19 protein-coding genes are annotated in these 22,301 nt (G+C 41.3%); 7 read left to right on the forward strand and 12 right to left on the reverse strand.

Features of this window, described 5'->3' with window-relative positions; genetic code table 11:
* Positions 1-97 precede the first annotated feature (97 nt).
* Together IZT61_RS09720 and IZT61_RS09725 are read right to left on the reverse strand one after the other, a co-directional pair.
* The gene (locus IZT61_RS09720; protein ID WP_196100944.1) at positions 98-814 is read right to left on the reverse strand and encodes a pyridoxine 5'-phosphate synthase; all 717 of its coding nucleotides are present in this window, start codon (positions 812-814) and stop codon (positions 98-100) included.
* A 254-nt stretch (positions 815-1,068) separates the two neighbouring features.
* On the reverse strand, positions 1,069-1,299 hold the full coding sequence (locus IZT61_RS09725; protein ID WP_230383922.1) for a DUF6370 family protein: 231 nt from the start codon (positions 1,297-1,299) through the stop codon (positions 1,069-1,071).
* Between the two features lie 301 nt (positions 1,300-1,600).
* Between IZT61_RS09725 and IZT61_RS09730 the strand changes: the two genes are divergently transcribed.
* The 3 genes from IZT61_RS09730 to IZT61_RS09740 are packed head-to-tail and all read left to right on the forward strand — an operon-like array spanning position 1,601 to position 3,932.
* Entirely contained in the window at positions 1,601-2,713 is a 1,113-nt protein-coding gene (locus IZT61_RS09730; protein ID WP_196100945.1) for a lactonase family protein, read from the forward strand.
* Positions 2,714-2,718: 5 nt separating this feature from the next.
* The gene (locus IZT61_RS09735; RefSeq protein WP_196100946.1) at positions 2,719-3,213 is read left to right on the forward strand and encodes an SRPBCC family protein; all 495 of its coding nucleotides are present in this window, start codon (positions 2,719-2,721) and stop codon (positions 3,211-3,213) included.
* Entirely contained in the window at positions 3,213-3,932 is a 720-nt protein-coding gene (locus tag IZT61_RS09740; protein WP_196100947.1) for a phytanoyl-CoA dioxygenase family protein, read from the forward strand. The genes IZT61_RS09735 and IZT61_RS09740 overlap by 1 nt, the downstream gene beginning before the upstream one ends.
* A 225-nt stretch (positions 3,933-4,157) precedes the next feature.
* Here the strand turns inward: IZT61_RS09740 and IZT61_RS09745 are convergent, their stop codons facing one another.
* The 6 genes from IZT61_RS09745 to tilS all read right to left on the reverse strand — a co-directional run bounded on the left by IZT61_RS09745 (position 4,158) and on the right by tilS (position 10,931).
* Positions 4,158-4,604 (reverse strand): KTSC domain-containing protein, encoded by a 447-nt coding sequence (locus tag IZT61_RS09745; protein WP_196100948.1) that lies wholly within the window; start codon positions 4,602-4,604, stop codon positions 4,158-4,160.
* A 196-nt stretch (positions 4,605-4,800) separates the two neighbouring features.
* Complete coding sequence (locus tag IZT61_RS09750) at positions 4,801-6,675, reverse strand: glycoside hydrolase family 35 protein (RefSeq protein WP_196100949.1); 1,875 nt, start codon at positions 6,673-6,675, stop codon at positions 4,801-4,803.
* 252 nt (positions 6,676-6,927) lie between these two features.
* Positions 6,928-8,070 (reverse strand): N-acetyl-alpha-D-glucosaminyl L-malate synthase BshA, encoded by a 1,143-nt coding sequence (bshA, locus tag IZT61_RS09755; protein WP_196100950.1) that lies wholly within the window; start codon positions 8,068-8,070, stop codon positions 6,928-6,930.
* 436 nt (positions 8,071-8,506) lie between these two features.
* Positions 8,507-8,971, reverse strand: coding sequence for a hypothetical protein (locus IZT61_RS09760; RefSeq protein ID WP_196100951.1), 465 nt, complete (start codon positions 8,969-8,971; stop codon positions 8,507-8,509).
* A gap of 139 nt (positions 8,972-9,110) precedes the next feature.
* Positions 9,111-9,599: a hypothetical protein gene (locus IZT61_RS09765; RefSeq protein WP_196100952.1), complete on the reverse strand. Its 489-nt coding sequence runs from the start codon at positions 9,597-9,599 to the stop codon at positions 9,111-9,113.
* Positions 9,600-9,602: 3 nt separating this feature from the next.
* A complete protein-coding gene (tilS, locus tag IZT61_RS09770; RefSeq protein ID WP_196100953.1) occupies positions 9,603-10,931 on the reverse strand; it encodes a tRNA lysidine(34) synthetase TilS in 1,329 nt (442 codons plus the stop codon).
* 65 nt (positions 10,932-10,996) lie between these two features.
* On the opposite strand from tilS, the gene IZT61_RS09775 reads away from it, so the two are divergent.
* On the forward strand, positions 10,997-13,318 hold the full coding sequence (locus IZT61_RS09775) for an OstA-like protein (protein WP_196100954.1): 2,322 nt from the start codon (positions 10,997-10,999) through the stop codon (positions 13,316-13,318).
* A gap of 674 nt (positions 13,319-13,992) precedes the next feature.
* Here IZT61_RS09775 and IZT61_RS09780 read toward each other — a convergent pair.
* Complete coding sequence (locus tag IZT61_RS09780) at positions 13,993-14,568, reverse strand: non-canonical purine NTP diphosphatase (RefSeq protein WP_196100955.1); 576 nt, start codon at positions 14,566-14,568, stop codon at positions 13,993-13,995.
* A 161-nt stretch (positions 14,569-14,729) separates the two neighbouring features.
* Positions 14,730-15,383: a hypothetical protein gene (locus tag IZT61_RS09785; protein WP_196100956.1), complete on the reverse strand. Its 654-nt coding sequence runs from the start codon at positions 15,381-15,383 to the stop codon at positions 14,730-14,732.
* Between the two features lie 167 nt (positions 15,384-15,550).
* Between IZT61_RS09785 and IZT61_RS09790 the strand changes: the two genes are divergently transcribed.
* From IZT61_RS09790 to IZT61_RS09800, 3 genes are read left to right on the forward strand one after another with little or no spacing between them, the layout of a single operon-like run.
* A complete protein-coding gene (locus IZT61_RS09790; protein WP_230383924.1) occupies positions 15,551-16,075 on the forward strand; it encodes a hypothetical protein in 525 nt (174 codons plus the stop codon).
* 38 nt (positions 16,076-16,113) lie between these two features.
* Complete coding sequence (locus IZT61_RS09795; protein ID WP_196100957.1) at positions 16,114-17,478, forward strand: peptidylprolyl isomerase; 1,365 nt, start codon at positions 16,114-16,116, stop codon at positions 17,476-17,478.
* A gap of 3 nt (positions 17,479-17,481) precedes the next feature.
* On the forward strand, positions 17,482-18,444 hold the full coding sequence (locus IZT61_RS09800; RefSeq protein WP_196100958.1) for an AAA family ATPase: 963 nt from the start codon (positions 17,482-17,484) through the stop codon (positions 18,442-18,444).
* A gap of 373 nt (positions 18,445-18,817) precedes the next feature.
* Here IZT61_RS09800 and IZT61_RS09805 read toward each other — a convergent pair whose 3' ends face one another.
* Both IZT61_RS09805 and IZT61_RS09810 read right to left on the reverse strand, forming a co-directional pair.
* The gene (locus tag IZT61_RS09805) at positions 18,818-20,632 is read right to left on the reverse strand and encodes a serine hydrolase domain-containing protein (protein ID WP_196100959.1); all 1,815 of its coding nucleotides are present in this window, start codon (positions 20,630-20,632) and stop codon (positions 18,818-18,820) included.
* Positions 20,619-22,280, reverse strand: a complete 1,662-nt coding sequence (locus tag IZT61_RS09810) for an amidohydrolase (protein WP_230383925.1) — start codon at positions 22,278-22,280, stop codon at positions 20,619-20,621. Before IZT61_RS09810 ends, IZT61_RS09805 begins: the two co-directional genes overlap by 14 nt.
* Positions 22,281-22,301 lie beyond the last annotated feature (21 nt).

Raw genomic sequence — 22,301 nt, forward strand, 5'->3', positions numbered from 1 at the left:
ATCAAGAACGTGCAACTGCCTTCAGTTTTTTGGACTTCGGACTCCCGACTTTCGGACTCCCTTTAAGCTTTCGCCTTTGGTCTTTCTGCTCAGCTTTTTAAGTAAGTTGTTGCAAGTATTTTTGAATAGTAGTTTCCAAGCCCAAATAAAGCGCATCGCTAATTAGCGCATGGCCGATAGAAACTTCTAATAAACCCGGAATACTTTGAGCAAAATAATGCAGATTGTGGAGATCTAAATCGTGGCCTGCATTTAAGCCGATGTTCAACTTATTGGCGTGATGCGCCGCAGCAATATAATTTACAATGGCTTTTTCGCGATCGGCATAATAGTTATACGCATAAGCCTCTGTGTACAGTTCCACCCGATCGGTCCCTGTTTCGGCAGCACCTTCAATCATTTCTACAACGGGATCCACAAAAATGGAAACACGGATGCCCTGTTTTTGGAAAACGGAAACCATTTCACTCAAATATTCTTTGTGTTTTATCGTATCCCAGCCATGGTTTGAGGTAATCTGACCTTCGGCATCGGGAACCAAAGTAACCTGTGCAGGCTGGTTGGCCAAAACCAAATCTACAAATTTGTCTTCCCTGCAGTTTCCCTCAATATTAAACTCCGTAGCAATGGCGGCTTTTAAATCGTAAACATCTTGATAACGGATATGGCGTTCATCAGGACGTGGATGTACCGTAACCCCTTGCGCACCGAAACGTTCACAATCCAAGGCAACTTTTACCAAATCAGGATTGTTGCCACCCCTACTGTTGCGAAGTGTAGCAATTTTATTGATGTTTACCGATAATTTTGTCATAAGACAAAGATAAGGCTTTGCTGCTGTTTGTGCGAAATATTAAGCAACGTTCTTGCCAATAAAATAAAACACAATCAGCCAAATTATCCCCTTAATCAGGAAGAATAGAAAGCCTGCAACACCGACTCGCTTAAACCATAATTTTACTTTTTCCTTATCCATTACCTCAGTGGTAAAGGTAAAAGTTTTGAGTTAAATTAGAAAGATTTTAAATAAGGTTTAACATTTATCGTTTCATATACCAAACACGCTGTTTAATTCTTCACCAACTCAATTTCCTTTGCTTTAAACCGCCCGTTTACAATTTCCCCTGTTACGCGTGCCTTGCTTATGGCATTACAAAACCCATGTTCGCTGTGGGCATCGCCAAAATCGTCAATACCCTTTCCATCTACGAAATAAGATTTTCCGTTTATTCTCACAGCCAGGTCGCAATCTTTCCCTTTCATTTTAAACTGGCATTCGCCGCAGGCAACTTCTGCCATTTGTTTGTTAACTGTTTGACGTGACAGCTTAGTTTTGGGTACAACCTGGGCATTTGCCATAATTGAAATAGTGCAAAAACACAGTGCAAACATTAAAATTTTCATCGCTTTTTTTTCAAATTTACCCTTTTAAACACACGATTTATCGTAACTTTTAAACTAAACCGATCTTTTTACAAAGTTTTTGTGTTTTCCTTTTTGGGCGGATACTAAAACGACAAATGTTAAAAAGCAAAAAAGAAACAATTTTAAAATCGCTTCGACATATTTTTCCTCATATTTGTTTAAACAGACCGACCCCATGAAAAAACACATTGCAATTATCGTTATGACACTACTTACTACGGCTGCAGTTGCTCAACAAGCAAATTACAACCTCATTGTTGGCACCTATACGGCGCCCGGCAAAAGTGAGGGCATTTACACTTATCGCTTCGATGCAAGCAAAGGACAGGCTGTGCTAAAACACACCACCAAGGGTACGGCAAATCCCAGCTATTCGGCTATTTCTCCTGACAAGAAATTCGTTTACGCCGTAAATGAAACAGGCGAAAGCAGTACAGTCAGCGCTTTTAAATACGATGCGAAAACTGGTGGCTTAACTTTTTTAAACAAAGTTGATAGTCATGGTGCAGATCCTTGCTTTATTACTGTTGACGGTAAAAATGTTATTGTGGCCAATTACTCAGGAGGTAGCTTAGCTGTGTTCTCTCGCAAGGCGGATGGATCATTAACGGAGGCCATTCAGGTAGTTAAACACACTGGCAAAAGCATCGACCCAAAAGGCCGGCAGGAAAGTGCTCATGTACACATGACAAAATTCAGCCCTGACCATAAGCATTTAATTGTTAATGATTTAGGCGAAGACAAAATTTATATTTACAAGTATAATGCTACTGGAAAAGATAAGACGCTGACAGAAAAGGCAGTGGTTGAAACAACACCCGGCACCGCGCCAAGACATATCACTTTTGCGCCCAATGGGAAGTTTGCTTATCTGGCACACGAGTTTAATGGCATGATAACCGTTTTTTCTTATGCTGATGGAAGCTTGACCAAAATTCAAGAAGTGGGAACTACACCGAAAAATTTTAGCGGGAAGGTTGATGGTGCGGACATTCATGTTTCTGCTGACGGAAAATTTCTTTATGAAACGAATCGTGGCGACGCCAATAGTATTTCAGCGTTTTCAATTCTTTCGACAGGAAAGCTCAAATTTATAGAAACGATAAGCACTTTGGGCAACGGACCAAGGAATTTCACCATCGATCCTACCGGAAAATATCTGTTGGTTGCGCATCAATACACCAACGATGTAGTGATATTTAAAAGGAATCCGGTTACAGGAAAGCTGACCGACAGCAGCCAAAGGATTGATGTTGGTGCGCCGGTCTGCCTCGTATTTGATAAATAATTTGCATGGAGAACTTCGATTGGACAACGTTCACGCTAAAAATAGCGGTAAAAGCAACCGTGGCCGAGATTTATAACGCCTGGACTACTGCGGCTGAGCTTGAAAGGTGGTTTCTGATTGATGCCGGGTTTACCGATGAAAATGGGTTGCAACTTAACAAAGCGCAGCAAGCACTTAAAGGTGATAGTTACAAATGGACATGGTACTTATATAACGATATTGAACATGGTAAAATAACGGATGCAAATGGCAAAGATCGTTTTGAGTTTACATTTGCCGGCAATTGCCTTGTTGAGATCAGGTTGAAAGAAGAATTTGAGTATGTAATTGTAACGTTGACGCAACGAAACATTCCGACTGACGATGTGTCTAAAAAGGAAATTCGTTTGGGATGCCACAACGGTTGGAGCTTTTATCTGATCAATTTGAAATCGGTTTACGAGGGCGGCCTCGATTTACGGAATAAAGACAACAGGTTTAAACCGATGATAAATAATTAATGATTTTGAGGCATTATCAAAAGGAGCTTAGCGAGGTTGGCTTCACTATTATTAACAACATTTATACGCCTGCGGAAGTGCAAAAAATTGCGGAGGTAATTGATGCCGTCGACTCGAATAAACCTGCGTTCAGGAAATCGAAAGATCTGTTTGCGATTAGAAAATTTTTGACGGAGGTACCGGCGGCAAAAGAACACATCTTCAATAGCACGCTTATCGGCACTATTGATGAGGTTTTTGGAGGTGACTATTTTTTGGTAAAATCGATCTATTTTGACAAGCCTGAAGAATCTAACTGGTTTGTTTCTTATCATCAGGACCTGACAATTTCGGTGGATAAAAAGGTCGACATTGATGGCTTCGGCCCATACACTGTAAAGCCCAATCAGTTTGCCGTTCAACCGCCATTAAACCTGTTAGAAAAAAACTTCACCATTCGTATTCATCTCGACGACACAAATGAGGAAAACGGGGCTTTGAAGGTCATTCCAAATTCGCACAGTAAAGGGATTTATCGGCCTGAGCATATTGATTGGACGGTTGAACACGAAATCAGTTGCAATGTGCCATCGGGCGGAATAATGATTATGAAACCACTTTTGCTACATAGTTCCAGCCGCACTACAAACAAAAATAGGCGGCGGGTTATTCATTTGGAGTTTAGCAACCAACCACTACCAGCTGGCTTAAATTGGGCCGAGTATTTGGAGTTCAATTGAAGGATGCGGCTCCAGCGAAGCAATCACCATTAAATCCAAAATCAAAAGATTTCTCCTCCCAAGGAGCTCCTGCGGAGCGCTGCGGTCGAAATGACGGTTCTTTGGTCAACCCCTCAAAAACGCTAAGAAGTAACTTTAACCGAAAAACACTGGGCCACAACCCACATTTAAACAAAAAGACCTGCCCTTTCGGCAAGTCTTTCTTTAAAATATCTTAAACTAATTTTAAGCTGGTTCGGCTACTTTAGCTACGTTACGGTAAGGGTACGAATTGCAAATGTGGCGGCGTGCAAAACGACCCGGCGAATCGGCGTTTACGAGTTTGATATAAATAGCCCTTGGCACATCAAAGTATTCATAAGCGCTTCCATCAAAAAACTGAATATTTAACACCGATTGCTTGTACTCAAAATCTAAAATGTTCGAATTCGTAATCGTTTGGGTGTACGTTTCAATGTTTTGCTCACGCGTTTCTGGCGCAATGCTCACCAAAAAGTGATAAGCCTCGATTATTTCTTTGCTTCTGGCCTCTGCCGCTAATTTCTCCTCTTCTACCTGAAACTTATCAGGGTGGCATTCTTTCATCATTGTGCGGTAAACCGACTTAAGCGCCGTAAGCTCAGCCGTTTTATCAACGTTTAAAAGCTTTCTATAATCTACTATTTTTTTCATTTGCCGCAAAGGTACGATTTATAATGATTTGATTTAGAGAAAGTTTAAAACGACAACTATTTCTTTTGGAGAAAGCTTCTTAAAGATCAAAATGGTTTGGCAGATGAGTTTAATCAAGACACATCCAAGCGGTAAAACCGGTCGAAAAAATATAAACAAGCGTTACCAGTTTTTTCTGGGCTGATAACGCTTCATATTAATTTGGCAAACCTTTTTCAGGTTGTAAATCGTCCAAAATTGGTGTAGTGATACCCGATACCGATTTGTGCATCACATCGTTCTTCTGCTCGAAGATTACAATATCATTTTTACCATTTCTTAACCAGCAACCCGGAACATATAACGTTTGTTGCGGACCAACACTCCAATAACGACCAAGATTGATTCCATTAACAAACACAATTCCCTTTCCAAAATTACGCATATCCAAAAATGTATCGCCAGTTTTGGTTAAATTAAAACTGCCCTGGTAAACGGCCGGTCTACCCGCTGTTGCTGTGTTTTTCGCAGCGGCCAGGTTAGGCACTTCGTCCATTGGGAGCTTATACATCTCCCAATTGCCAGTAATCGTTTCTCCATTTATAATTACCGGAGAAATAATTCCTTTTGTACTGTTCACTATTTTTGCACCGTAATTAATGCGGCCCATATTTTCAACGATAATATCTAATGTGGCATTAAACGGAATTTCAATATCGCAATCGTACTTTTTATAATAACTGTTAAGCTCGGCAACTTTGGTTCCGTTAACGTAAACTATGGCATAATCGCGTAAACCAGCCAATTCTAATTTGCCACTAATGGGTTGCTTAAATTTTTTGCTGTACCACACATAGCCATGGCCCTGATTCAGTTCTTCAAAAGTTAGCGGCTTGTCATCGTTAACTGGCGAAACCTTACTTTTAAGATCTTCCAAATCAACAGCTTTAGTTAAGGCGATATCTTTTATTTCGATAACAGGTGTTTTGGCGGGTACAGCAGGTGTTTTTTCGTTTTTAAGCATTAGCCTCAAGGTATCGTACTTTTTAGTTGCCCAACCTGCCTCGCTTATCGGAGCGTCGTAATCGTAGCTGGTTATGTCGGGCTGAATATCGTGTTTACCATCATAGTTTGCGCCCGAGGTAAAGCCAAAGTTTGTACCACCATGAACCATATAATAGTTGAACGAAACGCCGCCATCTAAATACTTTTGCGTTTGCTTGGCGGTGCTCTTGTACGAAACTTTTTGGAATGGTTCTGCCCAATGATCTAACCAGCCAGGGTAAAACTCAGCAACCATGTATGGGCCTTTTCCATCATGATATTTGTTAACTTTTTCCTTTAGGTTAGCCACATCATCTTCGCCATTCCCTGTAGGCAGGGCGCCGGGTAATGCACCGCCTTCAAAAAGCCATGTGCCATCAGAAGTAAAGAATGGCACATTGAAGCCCACATCTTTTAGCTGCTGAAACACAGCCGCACTATACTTTTTATGATCTTCGAGGCTGATATCTTTACGCTGAGCCACATACGAGCCGAACTCGTTTTCGCCCTGAACCATAATTATCGGGCCGCCATTGGTAACCAGCAAATTCTTAACCTGGCCATATAATGCTGTGAAATAGGCTTTGGTTGCCGCTAAATATTGTGGGTTATTACCCCTTATTACCATGCCGGGAACTTTTGTTAAAAACCACGGATAGCCGCCAAATTCCCACTCGGCGCAAACGTACGGACCGGGGCGGAGGATTACAAACAAGCCCTCTTCCTGAGCGATTCTGATGTATTCGGCAACATCCTTGTTTCCTGATTTGAAATCCCAAACTCCGGGAGCAACTTCATGGTAATTCCAAAAAACATAAGTTGCAACTGCATTTAACCCCATTGCTTTCATCATTTTCAGGCGATGGCGCCAATAAGGTTTTGGAATCCGCGAATAGTGCATCTCTCCACTATGGATTTGGATCGGGTTGCCATCCAACAAAAAGTTGCCATCGGCAATTGCGAAAGTGTGTTTGCTTGTTTTTGTTTGGGCGTTGGCAGTTGATGCAAATGCGAGCAGCAACACTAACGCAACTAATTTGGTTTTCATTTGTGCTTAATTTTTTTAATGGTTCAGGTGCTCAATAAAATATTGAGAAAATGAACATATTTTTTTGAGGATTTGTATCAACTGCCGGTTTTTCTTTCGGCAATGTACTCGTTTTCTTCAATTTCAAAGCAAAAAACCAGTCTCTACTCAAACGTTTGATTGCGTTCAATTGAGCTGAAACAAAGTTTTTTTCCTCACATAAATATGCTCAAACCATTAAATATAAGCTATTAAGCCACAAATAACCAAATTTTAATATCTGGCTTGCAACGACTTTTCGATTATTTCTCTATAGAAATCGACGTACGATGGCAAGATTTTTTTAAGGTCGAAATCCTGCGCCCTTTTGAATGCATTTTCTTTGAATTGCTTTAATGTGGCATCGCTTTCCAAAATCGATATTGCGTTGGCAGCCATGGCATCTACATCGCCAACATTGCTCATGTAACCGCAAAAACCATCAACATTGAGTTCAGGTAAACCACCGGCATTAGTGGTAATTGCCGGAACTTTGCAAGCCATTGCCTCTAACGCTGCCAGGCCAAAGCTTTCAGATTCTGAAGGCATTAAAAACAAATCAGAAACGGATAAAATTTCCTCTACCGCATCCTGTTTCCCTAAAAAACGCACGCCTTCGCCAATATTAAGACTTCTGCAAAGCTGCTCATCGTAAGCACGCTCCGGACCATCGCCAACCATCAACAATTTAGATGGAATAACCGCCTGTACCTTTTCAAAAATCCTGATTACATCGGCTGTGCGCTTTACTTTTCTGAAATTGGAGGTATGAATTAATATGCGTTCGTTGTTTGGCGCAATTGCCTTTTTAAAATGATCTTTCGCCTGCAAACTGAACCGCGTAAAATCGATAAAATTGGGGATTACCTTAATTTCCTTAGTGATGTCGAAATGGCTGTAAGTATCTTCCCTTAAATCGTCGGATACGGTGGTAACCCCGTCGCTTTGGTTAATGGAAAAAGTAACCACGGGTTTGTAGGTTGGGTCTTTCCCCACCAAAGTAATATCCGTTCCGTGTAAAGTAGTAACAACCGGAATATTAATGCCATAGCTGGCCAGTATTTGCTTGGCCATAAAAGCTGCCGAAGCATGTGGAATTGCATAATGAACGTGCAAAACATCCAACTTTTCAAACCGCACTACATCTACGAGCTTGCTGGCCAATGCCGATTCGTAGGGTGCATAATCAAAAAGCGGATAATCTCGCACCGAAACTTCGTGGTAAAATAAATTTGCCGAGAAAAAATCGAGCCGTGCAGGCTGGCTGTATGTAATAAAGTGTACCTGATGTCCCTCATTTGCCAGCGCCTTTCCGAGCTCCGTTGCAACTACTCCACTACCGCCAAAAGTTGGGTAGCAAACTATTCCTATCTTCATTTATAATTGCGTTGTTGTTATTGCAAATGTAGCCGATTTTAGTTTGAAATGCGTGTCGGGTTATTGCAATAAAAAAATGAATGTAGTTCTAACAAACCGGCAGTCGATCATTAAAAATAAGTCCTATTTCGAATGCCTTAGTTGTAAACCCCAATACATGAACGGTCTAGGCGATGAGTAGCAACTGCACAACCATTTGGCCTCGATAACCATTAACGTTCGCACTGTCCGACTCCCCTCCTTCTTTACAAGGAGGGGCAGGTGCCAAAGGCATCCCTTTGGGAGGGTGGTTGTTTTTTTACGTCACGCATTATTGATTTTTTGGCTAGAAAATTAAAACTCAGCATGACAAAACCGGAGCTGGCTGCTTACAAGCGCCTAAAAACAAAAAACGCCCCGGTAAAGGGGCGCTAATCAAATCGAGACGGGTACTAAATTATTTGTAATCAAAAGAGATTTGTGGCTTTCTGTGGCGAAGTTTGCGTTCTTCCTTTTGAATTTCTTCGCGGAGGCTCATTACCTTGGCAATTTGTTTATTAAAACGTTCCAGCGCTTTAATAGCATCTTCCCTATTATTTTTTGCCCGTTTAGCCAGCTTATTCACTTCCTTTAAGTCTGTGCCGTCGCCCCCACCGCTTCTGTTGGTATGTCTGCTCGCTTTTTCTGCCGATTGCTCTGCCTCATCGTTTGCTTCGGCAAGCTTAATCCGCAGTTTTTCAACGTCCGCTTCTTCCTCGGCTTCTTCAATCTTGAGCTCAATCACTTTAATTTTGGCTTTCAACACATCCACCTTAGCGTTCAAGATGCCGACTGAGTCTCTAGAAACATTCGGAACATAACTTTGCGCCCATGCGTGAATTGATCCAGCGAGTATAAAACAGATAAGTATTATTTTTTTCATGTTAATCATTTACAGATTAACTATTCAAATAGAATGCCTTAATAGAAACAGGCCCTAACGATGAGAAAAACGAAGATTTTGCAGTGTGTAGAATATACTCAGCGGGTAACATTGGGGAAATTATTCCCCAAACTAACCATTATTTGAGGTTTTTCATCTCTTCATTGATTACCAGGAAGAGTTCATTTGGTCGTTGCGTGCCAATAAAATATTCAAGGCCGTCTCTATCCGTTAAAACTACGGCGTCTTTGCCCGATGAGTAAAAACGGATGGTTCCTTTGGTGTGGAGGTTATAAACCGGGTTGTTAAAAAAGTAACGGCTATACGTCGCTTTGCGAACATCTACAATGCTATTCAAGTCGATCTTAACGCGTTTGGTAGTCCATAAACCATCCAAAATCATACTACCATTCTCAATAATGATTTTGTATTGAATGAGGAACAGCAGCAACATCGAAACGCCAATAATACCGAAGCCCACAACCAGAAACAAATCCTGCGTATTATCGCGGTCGCGTTCGTAAACATACGCACCAAAACAAAAGGCCGCCATAATCAACCTGATGAAAATGCGAACATAATCGCGGCCAATGTATTGTTTTTCGATATAGGCGTATTTGTTTTCCACTGATTACTTTTTGAGTTCGAATATAGCAACTTTTTCTGTTGTGGCTGTTAATTTGTAACGATTATCCTGCCGCATGCCTGCAATCCAGATAATTTGGCCATTTCCGTTAACCAAAATTGGTGTGGTGTGCTTTAAGTGCAAGGGTACTTTTGCATCGATAAAAAAATCGCTCACCTTTTTTAAATGGCGCATGCCCAGGGGGATAAACTTATCGCCGTTTTGCCAGTTGCGCAACACCAATGGAAAAATCAATCGGTCAGCATTAACAAACGCTTTATTGGCAACGGCTTCAAATTTGAGTTCATCGCTAAAAGTTAAGGCAATTTCATCATCGCCGAAGCGAATATTTGCGGTGGAAGGATGGATAAATTGGTTTAAATGATCGGCAGTATTTTGGGGGGCGATAATCAAATCTTTTCGATTGATGATTGCCTGATGGCTGGCACTGAAAAAATGGGTTCCACTTGGGGAGGTTAAGCGCTGCAAAATAGCATCGACCACTTTTTCAACGAAACCAAAAGGCTTAAGCAACTCGTAGAGCAGCAGTTTTTGTGGTCGAAGTGCTGCAATATCGAGCAGCGAAATATAGATGCCGTCGGCCCTTTTAATCAATAAATTATCAGCCAGTTCTTGCACTTGAAGAGCTAAAAAGCTTTCGAGCTCGGCAAAGCGGGCCATATTTTCCTCAAACGTTTTCTCGAGGTTGGGGTTGATCTCTTTCAGGTGCGGAATCACCTGCAGGCGTAACTTGTTTCGGGTGTAGTTGGTGCTCAGGTTCGAGCTGTCTTCTACAAAACCGATATTATTTTCGGCAACGGCGGTTTCAATCTCATTACGGCTTAAAAACAGCAGTGGCCTAATCAGCTTACCTCTTTTCGGAAGGATTCCGTGCAAACCGCTAATGCCGGTGCCGCGAACCAAATTAATCAAAACCGTTTCAACGGCATCATTTTGATGTTGCGCAAGGGCGATACACTCATATTTGTGCTCGCTTCTGATTTGCTCGAACCAGTGATAACGTAAATCCCTTGCAGCCATTTGTGTAGAGATTTTATTTTCGGCAGCATATTTTTTGGTATCGAAATGCGTTATATGAACCGGAACATCGAGGGAAGTGGCCAGCATTTTAACGAAATGTTCATCACGCTGCGCTTCTTCTCCACGTAAATTAAAATTACAATGCGCTACGCCAACATTAACGCCAATAGCTTTAAATAGATGTAACATTAAAACCGAATCTTTTCCGCCGCTAACGGCCAAAAGAACCTTGTCATCTTTAGCAAATAGCTGGTGCTGTTCAATAAATTGTCGGAATTGAGCTAAAGGTAACATCCACCAAAAATATTTAATTTTAACTGGTATTCCGAACGTTCGGAACAAAAAACTAACTTTGTAGGGTGCAAAAACTATTTGTCTTTATCTTTTTATTGGTATGCCCGGTTTTGATGTTCGCTCAGCAAGTGGGCTCAAAGATTGAAATCGTTTCTTATGGCAAGATTTATGGCGATGTTAAAAATAATATAACCCGGTTGAGAAATCCGGTTTTCAAGCAAGATAATGCTACCCTTACTTGCGACAGCGCTGTATACTATAATCAGCGCAATTACTTCGAAGCGTATAACAACGTACACATCAATCAGCTTACTACCGATATTTATTCTGATCAGCTTGAATACGACGGAAATAAAAAGCATGCGCATTTAACCGGGAATGTCAGAATGGTTGATCCAACGTCGATTTTAACAACCAATATTTTAGATTATAATACCTTAAGCAAAATTGGAACCTATACCAGTGGGGGCAAAATTGTAAATAAGGAGGTAACGTTGACGAGCAAAAACGGCTATTATTTTAGTACCAGCAACGATGCTTATTTCAGGTATAACGTTGTGGTGGTAACGCCGCAGGTTACCATTAAATCGGACACGCTGCGTTACAATACGCAAACCAAATGGACTTATTTTTATGGCCCGACTAACATCAAAGGTAAAGACGACAACCTTTACACGGAAAATGGGGCTTACAATACAGCAACTGAAGACGCTTATTTTGGAAAGAAGAACCTTTACACGCAAGGTACGCGGTCGCTAAAGGGCGACAGCCTGTATTACTTTGGCAAAATTGGTTACGGAAAAGCGGTTAAAAACATTGTTTTCTCTGATACGAAAGACAAAATGAAAATGTTCGGCGATTTAGGCTATTATTACAAGGCCGATCAGCGCACGTTGGTAACCCGGAATGCGTATTTGGGTATAGGAACCGAAGATTCGATAGAGGTAAAGGGTAAAAAGCGTCCTGATAGTTTGTGGATGGGCGCCGATACTTTGGAAACTCAGATGGTTTTACAAAAAACGTTGAAACTAATTCCTAAAATTTCCATTAAAGCTGATAATCAGGTTGGTGAAGATGACGAGGAAACTGGTGAAAAGAAAGAGCCCAAAGCAACGGCCGACGATTTGGGCGAAAAAGTTACGACGAAAGATGACCGGACTAAGCGAAATGAAAAAAAGAACAAGGGAAATAAAAATAAATCGAAAAACACCATTGAAGGTGAAAACATCGATTTGCCCAAAAACAGCGATGCCGACAGCCTAAAAACGAAAATAGATTCGTTGGAAAAAAAATTACCCGGTATTGTTCCTGATAGCTTACAGAAAGGCAATATTTTGAAGGTCAAGGCCGATTCGATTGTTAAAAATCTACCTAAATTAAAAGGTGATAGCTTGCAAAAGCAATCGTCGGCAAAAATGGGCGATTTGTTGAAAAAGATTCCTGCCGTTGATTTAGATAGCCTGAATAAGAGCATGGAAAAAGGGCTTATAAAGGGAAAAGGCAAAACTGCATTACCAACCAAAGGGGGTAGCGTTAAGCCCGACACCGTTAGCTTTAACCCTGCCGATACCGTTCAGGCACGTATTATTAAAGCGTACCACGGCGTAAAGGTTTTTAAAACAAATATTCAGGCCAAAACCGACAGTTTGTTTTATACCAGCGCCGACTCTACTTTGCGTTGCTACAGCAACCCTATCATCTGGTCGGAGGGCTCGCAACAGGTAGGAGACACTATTTATGTTCAGTTTAAGAATAAAAAGCTTAACAATTTACAGGCGATCAGAAATGCTTTTTTGGTGAACACACCTAAAGACTCGTTGCGTTTTAACCAGATAAAAGGTCGGTTGATGACTGGCTTTTTTAAAGATGGAAAGTTTAAGAACTTGTATGTAGATGGCAATGCCGAGAGCATTTATTATACGCAAGATGACAGCACCAAGGTGTACAAAGAAATGAACCAAACGTTGAGTAGCCGCATCAAGTTTATTTTTAAAGATAATGAGAATGATATTGAGGATATTGTTTATATCAATGGAATTGAGGGCGCATTAAGTCCGGAGAATACGGTTGATAAAAACCTCACCTTGAAAGGCTTTTCTTGGAAGCCGAAAGAGCGTCCGAAATCGAAGAAAGACGCAGTTGGTTCGTCTGGTAAAGCGAAGGGTAAACCAAAAGCTGCTGCGAAGAAACCGCAAAATAAACCGAAAACTACAGCGCCAAAAACCAGTACACCTCCAGCCGAGAAACCGAAAACAACAGCGGCAAAAAATTCTTTAAACGTGGATCAAAAAACACCTGGAATAAAACAAGATACTGCCAGGCGTGAGGTAAAACCTGCTCTACCCGAAAAACAAGCGACTGAGGTTAAACCAGTTGGCAAAATGTAGGTTTGGTAATATTCAAAATAATTTGCTAAATTTATTTATGGATTTAAACACAGAAAAGCTAAGTGTTCTTCAAAAAATAATCAACTCCGATGACGAGACAGTTCCATCAGGGCTCAGATCAGATAGCTATTGGATAACACTCTTCTCGCTTACCAAATGAAACTGAGCGCAGGCCCGGCCGCTTCCTCATGCTGAACTTGGTTCAGCACCTTTCCAACTAGCGTTCATGACTAATAGATCCCCAGTCAAGCTGAGGATGACGACCGTTCATAGTTGCCGCATTAGACACTCGATTAAGGCTCAGATCAGATAGCTATTGGATAACACCCAGCTCGCTTACTAAATGAAATTGAGCGCAGGGCCCGGCCGCTTCATCATGCTGAACTTGGTTCAGCACCTTTCCAACTAGCGTTCATGATTAATAGATCCCCAGTCAAGCTGAGGATGACGACCGTTCATAGTTGCCGCATTAGACATTCCATTAAGGCTCAGATCAGATAGCTATTGGATAACACTCGTCTCGCTTACCAAATGAAACTGAGCACAGACCCGGCCGCTTCATCATGCTGAACTTGGTTCAGCACCTTTCCAACTAGCGTTCATACTTCTTAGATCCCCAGTCAAGCTGAGGATGACGACGTTCCTATTAAACGGCAAAACAAACACTATAAAGACTATTGCTCCTTCAAAAAGTCGATCATTTTTTTAAGCGCTATTGCCCGGTGACTAATCTTATTCTTCTCTGCCATATCCATTTCAGCAAAAGTAATGTTGTAGCCGTTGGGCTGAAAAATCGGATCGTAACCAAAGCCTTTCGATCCCGACATCTCGAACCGGATTGTTCCTTCAACTGCACCTTCGAAAAAATGCTGTTTGCCGTTTTGCATTAATGAAATAACAGTTTTAAATCTGGCATTTCTATTGGTCTGGTTTTTCATTTGTTCGAGCACCAAACGCATGTTTTCCAGGCTGTCTCTGCCTCCGCTGTAACGGGCAGAGTAAACCCCGGGCTCATTATTTAACGCTTCAATTTCTAATCCGCTGTCGTCGGCAAAGCAATCGAGGTTGAAACGTTCAACCACGTAGCTGCTTTTCAGTGCTGCATTTCCCTCAAAAGTAAGTGCCGTTTCCGGAATATCGTCAGTGCAGCCGATATCGTTAAGGTTAAGCACTTCGTATTGGCCAGCCAAAGCCGAACGAATTTCGTCTGTTTTATGTTGATTATTTGTTGCAAAAACGAGTTTTTTCATTTGGTTCAATGGTTCAGTAGTTCATTGGTTTCATTAGGTAAATCAGTCATCCGATGAATATTTGCGTGCTGCTTTTATTCATCGGATGACTTTCGCTAGACGACTGGTTTTGTCATTGTTTTTCAGTCCATAAACCTTCTCACCTTCAGCTTTAAACCTTCTTAATATAATTTTTGCAGATGGCCCCACAATTGTTTTTTCGCGGCAATATTACTATCAAGATGATGAAGATTGGGTGCGAAAATTATCTTGGTCGTTTCGTGAACGATAATTTCATTCTGCCAAGAAAGGTTGAGCTTTAATTCTGAAATCTCTACACCAAACGACAGCATAATCACGGGTTTAAAAAACTCGCGAAGGGCAATAAAATCGGTATTTGGATAATTTGAATAATTCACCAGGGCAAAATCGGGCGTAGAAAGGTTAATCGCTTTCACAATTTTACGCAACAACTCCCGCCCTTGCTCAGTACTTACGTCGTTGTTGTTATCGTTTACCAGAATAAGCACTGCCTTTTTGTTCCCGCCCAAAAATTTAAACTCTTTTTTAGTCGCGATTTCCTCCATTACAGGAGGAATTTCAACTGCAGGAACATCAATTTTGGTACTTTCCCCAACTTTAATACTCGGTAATGGAGTAGAACTGTTACTTTCTAATTGCTCATTAGCGCTTTGGTCAGATATCGCTTCAGGCGCCGAAACAACCTCAGTACTAGCAAAAAGCGGCATTTTCACACTTTTATCTTCCACCACAAAAACATCATCGGTAAAAAATAAACGTAAAGCGTTCGCATTGTTGGTAACCTGGTTTTCCATTCGTATTTTTGCTGAATAATAATTTCTGTTAAAATTAGTTAAATATCTTATAATAGCGCCGCTAATTGTTACTTTTATCCCTTAAAACTTATAGACTGCTCTGCGTGAGAAAAGCTTTTTGCTTATTTGTTCTAAGCCTTATTTGCAGCATTTCGAATGCTCAAAATGTGGCTACAATAAATGGTAAACCAATAAGTGCAAAAGAGTTTATGTGGGCGTACAAGAAAAGCCATAACGGAAATTTAAGTACCGATTATGCAAATTTAGCGGCTTATTTGAATTTGTATATCAACTTTAAACTGAAAGTTTTGGATGCCCGCGATATGGGTCTCGACAAGAGCCTTGTGTACCAGCAGGAAATTAAAACGTACGAAGCGCTGTTGGAAACACATAAAAAAGCGACCACCAGCGGCAAAGACCACGATTTTTTGATAAATGAATATAAGGAAGGCGTTTTAATGTTCAATGTTTCGGAACAAAAAATCTGGAACAAAGCGCAGGAAGACGAACAGGCGATAATTGAGTTTTATAACAGCAACAAACAACATTACAACAAACCGCTAAATGAAGTAAGAGGTGAAGTGATTACCGATTACCAGCAAAGTTTAGAGGAAAACTGGCTGAAAGGCCTAAAACAGAAGTACCAGGTAAAAATTAACGAAAGCGAGTTGAAAAAACTTGCCAGGTTATAACAGCTTACAGTATTAAATTTGTACAACATAACATTAGAATGAAGAAAATATTTTTAGTAGCAGTTTCTTTGATTTGCTTTTTAAGCAGTTACGCGCAAACAACAAAGCATAATATCGATAAAGTTGCTGCTGTGGTAGGAAACAACATCATCTTACTTTCGGATTTAAATCAACAATATACCCAATATCTCTACCAAGGAAACCCACCAAACCAGGATATCAAGTGTAAGATTTTGCAAAATACCTTAACTCAAAAATTGTTAAAACAACAGGCAGAAATCGATTCTGTAATGGTTGAAGAAAGCCAGGTAGATGATGAGGTAAATAAACGTATGCGTTACAGCATGCAGCGTGCGGGGGGACAGGAGCGTTTAGAGCAGTTTTTGAACAAATCCGTTCTTCAATACAAAGACGAAATCCGTCCATCGATTAAAGATGAGTTGATTGCGCAGAAGATGCAACAGAAAATTACCGAAAACATTAATGTTACGCCAATGGAGGTTGAAAAGTATTTCAAATCGCTGGGCGATAGTCTTCCGGAGTTTAACACCGAAGTTGAGGTTGGCGAGGTGATTTTAAACCCACAGCTTTCAAAAGCAGAGAAACAAAGGTTTCGCGATAAAATTGAGGCACTTCGTTTACGTGTTAAGAGCGGTGAGGATATGGGCATTTTGGCAAAGACCTATTCTGAAGATCCGGGATCTGCTGCTGATGGTGGCGACTTAGGTTTCTTCGATAGAAACACCATGGCAAAGGAATTTACAAGCTGGGCCTTTAAACTTAAGGCCGGTGAGGTATCGCCTATTTTTGAAACAGAGTTTGGCTTTCACTTTCTACAGGTTATTGAACGCCGCGGAGAGCAGGTTCATGCCCGTCATATTTTAATTATTCCGCGAACTACGCCCGAAAGCTTAGTGCGTTTAGAAAAACACGCCGATAGTATTTACAACAATATTATGGCAAAAAAGTACAGCTTTGCGGCGGCTGCAAACTTGTTTTCTGATAACAAAGAAACAAAATACAACGGAGGTATGATGTTGAATGCGGAGAATGTACAAGCCAGATCAACGTTTATTCCTGTCGACAAGTTGGATCCGTCGGTATTTTTGGTAATTGATACGATGAAAGTTGGCGGCATTTCGAAACCACATTTATTTACTGGTGCCGATGGCAAGGAAGCTTACCGCATTCTTTACTTAAAATCGAAAATACCGCCACACAAAGCAAACATGGCACAAGATTTCCCAAAAATCAGGGATGCCGCACAAAATGATAAAATTAATCGTACTTTAAGCGAATGGTTTGAAAAACGTCGTGAAAGCACTTATATCAAAATAGACGACGAGTTTAATACCTGCGATGAATTAAAAATTTGGACAAAAAGCAGTACCGCCTCAAAATAAACAATGCAGTATAAGAACGAAGTAGAAGCTGTTGATGCGCTTCATCAATCTTTCAACAATATCAAAGCCGAAATCGGCAAGGTTGTAGTTGGACAGGATGAAATCATAAAATCGGTTTTAATTGCCATTTTTAGCAACGGACACTGTTTGCTGGTTGGCGTACCGGGATTAGCAAAAACCCTACTCGTTCAAACGGTTGCAGCTGTTTTAGACCTCGAATTTAACCGCATACAGTTTACGCCCGATTTAATGCCGAGCGATATTATCGGCGCTGAGATACTTGGCGAAGACAGGCATTTTAAGTTTATTAAGGGGCCTGTTTTTTCGAATATTATTTTGGCCGATGAGATTAATCGTACACCTCCAAAAACTCAGGCGGCATTGTTAGAGGCGATGCAAGAGAAATCGGTTACTGCGGCTGGGCAGACACATATTTTACCGAAGCCCTTTTTTGTTTTAGCCACTCAAAACCCAATTGAACAAGAAGGAACTTATCCCCTGCCCGAAGCGCAATTGGATCGTTTTATGTTCAATATTCAGCTCAACTACCCTGCTTTTGCTGATGAACTGAACATTGTTAGAAACACAACAGGCAGTAAATCTGTTCAACTGCAGAAGATCATTCATGCGGATGATATTCAGTATTTTCAGCAATTGATACGCAATATTCCGATTACGGACAATGTTTTGGAATATGCGGTTAAACTAGCTTCAAAAACGCGTCCGAATAGCGAATTTGCTACTGAGGCGATAAATAAATACATCAGTTGGGGCGCTGGCCCGCGAGCTTCTCAGTTTCTTGTTTTGGGCGCCAAGTGCCATGCAGCAGTAACTGGGAAATATGCTCCTGATATTGAAGATGTGCAGGCCGTTGCTGAGCCCATTTTACGCCACCGTATCGTGCGCAATTACCGCGCTGAAGCCGAGGGATTATCTATTGAAAAAATAATCAAAGCTCTTTTATAGCCGACGCTTTTATCCTGTTTTTTGTTTCAGACCCACGTCATCCGATAGCTAAATGCTGCTGGCTTTACGCTTTGTGCTGATAGACAATCGTCAACTCCACTGCAGCGGAGCGGTCTTTGCCTGCGGCGGTGCCCTCTACTAAAATTTCTCGACTACGCTCGAATCGGATGACGGGATTTCAGCTCAGAAAGAAATCCGTTGCCGAAGTACTGCCAGCTTTGGGTCAGTGCCCATCGTCATCTCGACTGAAGCGCAGTGGAACGGAGAGATCTTTGCCTGCGGCGGTGCCCTTTACTAAAATTTCTCGACTACGCTCGAATCTGATAGCTATCGGATGACGGGATTTTACGGTTAGCAATCATATCGCCTGCCCTTACTTCGCCTCATCAATCGCTTTATTCACCACGTCTTGAATTCGGCCCCTTATTCTCAGGTCTGATAGTTTATCGCTTACGGTCGGGTTCACTCTGTTTGATAAAAACACATACACCAAACCACGCGATGGATCGACCCAAACGCAAGTGCCCGTGTAGCCAGTATGTCCATAAGTTTGTGGCGAAGCATACACCGAAGGGTAATGTTTCGCCGTATCAGGATCCCAGCGATCGAAGCCTAAGCCGCGACGACTTACATTAGATTGTTTCGAGGTAAACATATCAACTGTTTGCGCTTTAAAGTACTCCTCGCCGCCGTAACTGCCCCGGTTTAACAACATTTGATAAATAATAGCTAAGTCGTTGGCACTGGCAAACAAACCTGCATGGCCAGAAACACCACCAGCCAACCCTGCACCCTGATCGTGAACGTAGCCTACCAACAATGTCTTCCTGAAATAAGTATCCATCTCTGTCGGAATGATTTGATCGGCCTTGAAACGGTTTCTTGGCAAGAAACCGGCAGTTTGCATGCCCAGTGGTTTATAAAAGTTCTGATAAGCATAATCATTTAACGGTTCTTCGCTGATGTGCTCAACAATATCTTTCATTACGTACATGCTAATGTCGCTATAAACGTATTTCCCCCGGGTTTTTATAGGAGAGTTTAACATTTTTGGCCACATAAAATCTTTAAAAAAGCCTTTCCTGATGTAATAATTATCGGCCACCTTTGTGGGAAACGCGGCGGATGAATCGCGGCTGTAATCGCCAGCTTTTATGTAATTATGAAAGGGAATGTAAGGGATAAAACCAGCCTGGTGAAGCATAACTTCGCGAACCTGAATGTTATTCATTGGCGTAGTTCGTGCCTTTGGAATGTAGGCGCCAATGTTGGTATCTAGTTTTAACTTGCCCTCTTCAAATAACCGCATTACCGAAGGTGTAGTAGCGGTAACTTTCGTAACTGAGGCTAAATCGAAAATGTCTGTTACCTTATCAGGCATATTCGAATCATAAGTGTGCGTTCCGTAGGCTTTGTTAAAAATTACCTTTCCATCTTTGGCAACAAGTACAACCAAGCCGGGCGTAGCTTTTTGATTGATGGCCTCCGATGCAATGGCATCGATTTCCTTCAAGCTGTTTGAATTCACGCCGGCATCTTCCGGAACGGTATATTTCAACCTTGTTTTGGCAGTTTTAAAGCCCGATCCAATGGTGTAGCGTGCTGAATAGGCCTTCGTTAATTTATTTTCCGCCGAAATTCCTCCGAAGATATATTGCGGAACGATGGCCGCAGCATCTGCATTGTTTTGCGCCGTCCATACAACTGGAGTTTGAATTGCATCAAAAGATTTTAAGGCTGTTCCATTGCCAAAAACCGAAAGAATAACGTTCTTCGTTTTGCTTATGCTGTTGATAAAGTTGATAAACTTTGCGTTGTTGCTGTTTTGATCGTCGACGCAGATGAGCACCGTATTGAAATATTTGAGGTCATCTTCCAAATCGTACAGGTTAACGCTGTCCTTATAAGAATCGGCAGAGAAGGAAGTAATCTTATCGTATTTGTTCGCAAGGCTATCAAACACGGCACTGTAGGCAAAGCTCAAACTTACCGAGGCAATGTTCTTTTTATCGAGCGATTTTAAGGGAATTATAGAATCCTGATTGTTTAAAACTACCGTGCTTCTGCTTATCGAATTTGCTACTGAAAGTTTTTTTTCGTTCGAGGAATGCTCTTGTGCGCATGCTCCTAAACATAAAACATTAAAGAAACTCGCCGTAGCCAGAATAAATAATCTATTTCGCTTCATATACTTTTTCTCCGTTCAAGTAGGTTTTCAAAACCTTAGTTTTCAATATTGTTTGTGATGTTGATTTTAAAATGTCTTTGTCGAGTATAACAAAGTCGGCCAGTTTGCCTTTTTCCAGACTGCCTTTTTCGTTTTCCTCAAAATTGGCTTTAGCTGCCCAAATGGTCATGCCACGTAAGGCTTCTTCGGGCGTTAAAGCGTTCTCTACCTGAAAACCTCCTTTTGGAAATCCTTTCGAATCTTCTCTAACCGTTGCTGCATAAAACGTTAATAAGGGATTTATGTTTTCGACAGGGAAGTCTGTTCCTAAAGGGATCCAGCCATTTTGTTTCAATAATTGTTTATAAGCATAAGCACCTTTCAAGCGTTCTTTCCCTAAGCGCTCGCCAGCCCAATACATGTCTGATGTAGCGTGTGTGGGCTGTACCGAAGGCACAATGCTTGTTTTTCCGAATAAATCGAAATCGGCTTTGTTAATAACCTGTGCGTGCTCTATCCGCCAGCGTTTATCGTTCTTACCTTTTAAAACGTTGTTATAAATTTTTAGAATCGTCCGATTAGCTGAGTCGCCAATGGCATGCGTACACATTTGGAAGTTATTGGCAGCTATTTTTTTGGCCACTTCTTCAAAATGTTTGGGATTGCTCAATAAAAAGCCTTTTTTGCCTGGCATATCGCTGTATGGATGTAACAGGCAAGCCCCGCGAGAGCCTAATGCCCCATCGGCATAAACCTTAAAGGCCCGTACATTTAAGCGTTCGGTTTTTATCGGTCCACGGTTAAACAGATATTTATAATTGGCTTCATCATCAGAAAGCATCACATACAAACGCATTTTAAGCTTGTTCTCTTTCTGCAGCTTTTCGATAAACTCTACGGCTAAATAACTCAGTCCGCAATCATCAATAGTGGTTAAACCAGCAGCAAAGCAATTTTTTTGCGCATCGGTAAAAATTTTCTCGGCTAATTTAGCATCTGGCGATGGGATTTTGCTTTCTACCAAGGCCACTGCATTATCAATTAACACGCCCGTTAATTTTCCGTTTTTAACAAGCATATCGCCACCAACCAACTTTACTTCGCCTTTAATACCTGCATCATCCAAAGCTTTTTGGTTGGCAATGGCTGCATGTCCGTCGATACGGTTTAAAAATACCGGGCGATTTGGAAAGAGCTGTGTTAAGGTTTCATTTGTAGGAAAAGATTTGTCTTGCCAGTCGTTTTGATCCCAGCCGTTACCGATTAGCCAACCGTCGGGATGGGTTTTAGCGAAATCACTTAGCCGCTGTAAAATTTCATCCCACGATTTTGTATCGCGAAGGTCGGCAGTTTGCAAGCTTTGTCCGTAGCCATAAAAATGGGCGTGCGCATCAATAAACCCCGGATATACCGCTTTGCCAGCGGCATCAATTTCTTCTTTGGCTTTGTACTGCGCTCTGATATCGTGGGTGGTACCGAGCGCCAAAATCTTCCCGTTTTTTACGGCAAAAGCTTCAACGGTATCAAAGTTGGTATTAACTGTATAAACTTTTGCGTTGTAAACAATACTGTCTGCCTCTTCCTTTTCACTACATGAAGAAAATAGCAAAACAGGAAAGAAAAAGTACAAAAGAGATTTCATGTGGCTAAAGATATAAAATTGAATCATTTGGTTTTGTAATTTCAGCTT

The organism is Pedobacter endophyticus (assembly GCF_015679185.1).
In the GTDB taxonomy this organism is placed as follows: Bacteria; Bacteroidota; Bacteroidia; order Sphingobacteriales; family Sphingobacteriaceae; genus Pedobacter; species Pedobacter endophyticus.

Coding starts and splice junctions, on each gene's coding strand:
- IZT61_RS09720 (WP_196100944.1), bottom strand. CDS start 814: ATGACAAAATTATCGGTAAACATCAATAAAATTGCTACACTTCGCAAC.
- IZT61_RS09730 (WP_196100945.1), top strand. CDS start 1,601: ATGAAAAAACACATTGCAATTATCGTTATGACACTACTTACTACGGCT.
- IZT61_RS09735 (WP_196100946.1), top strand. CDS start 2,719: ATGGAGAACTTCGATTGGACAACGTTCACGCTAAAAATAGCGGTAAAA.
- IZT61_RS09780 (WP_196100955.1), bottom strand. CDS start 14,568: ATGAAAAAACTCGTTTTTGCAACAAATAATCAACATAAAACAGACGAA.
- IZT61_RS09785 (WP_196100956.1), bottom strand. CDS start 15,383: ATGGAAAACCAGGTTACCAACAATGCGAACGCTTTACGTTTATTTTTT.
- IZT61_RS09800 (WP_196100958.1), top strand. CDS start 17,482: ATGCAGTATAAGAACGAAGTAGAAGCTGTTGATGCGCTTCATCAATCT.
- IZT61_RS09810 (WP_230383925.1), bottom strand. CDS start 22,280: ATGATTCAATTTTATATCTTTAGCCACATGAAATCTCTTTTGTACTTT.
- tilS (WP_196100953.1), bottom strand. CDS start 10,931: ATGTTACCTTTAGCTCAATTCCGACAATTTATTGAACAGCACCAGCTA.
- bshA (WP_196100950.1), bottom strand. CDS start 8,070: ATGAAGATAGGAATAGTTTGCTACCCAACTTTTGGCGGTAGTGGAGTA.
- IZT61_RS09725 (WP_230383922.1), bottom strand. CDS start 1,299: ATGGCAGAAGTTGCCTGCGGCGAATGCCAGTTTAAAATGAAAGGGAAA.
- IZT61_RS09760 (WP_196100951.1), bottom strand. CDS start 8,971: ATGAAAAAAATAATACTTATCTGTTTTATACTCGCTGGATCAATTCAC.
- IZT61_RS09805 (WP_196100959.1), bottom strand. CDS start 20,632: ATGAAGCGAAATAGATTATTTATTCTGGCTACGGCGAGTTTCTTTAAT.
- IZT61_RS09750 (WP_196100949.1), bottom strand. CDS start 6,675: ATGAAAACCAAATTAGTTGCGTTAGTGTTGCTGCTCGCATTTGCATCA.
- IZT61_RS09740 (WP_196100947.1), top strand. CDS start 3,213: ATGATTTTGAGGCATTATCAAAAGGAGCTTAGCGAGGTTGGCTTCACT.
- IZT61_RS09795 (WP_196100957.1), top strand. CDS start 16,114: ATGAAGAAAATATTTTTAGTAGCAGTTTCTTTGATTTGCTTTTTAAGC.
- IZT61_RS09745 (WP_196100948.1), bottom strand. CDS start 4,604: ATGAAAAAAATAGTAGATTATAGAAAGCTTTTAAACGTTGATAAAACG.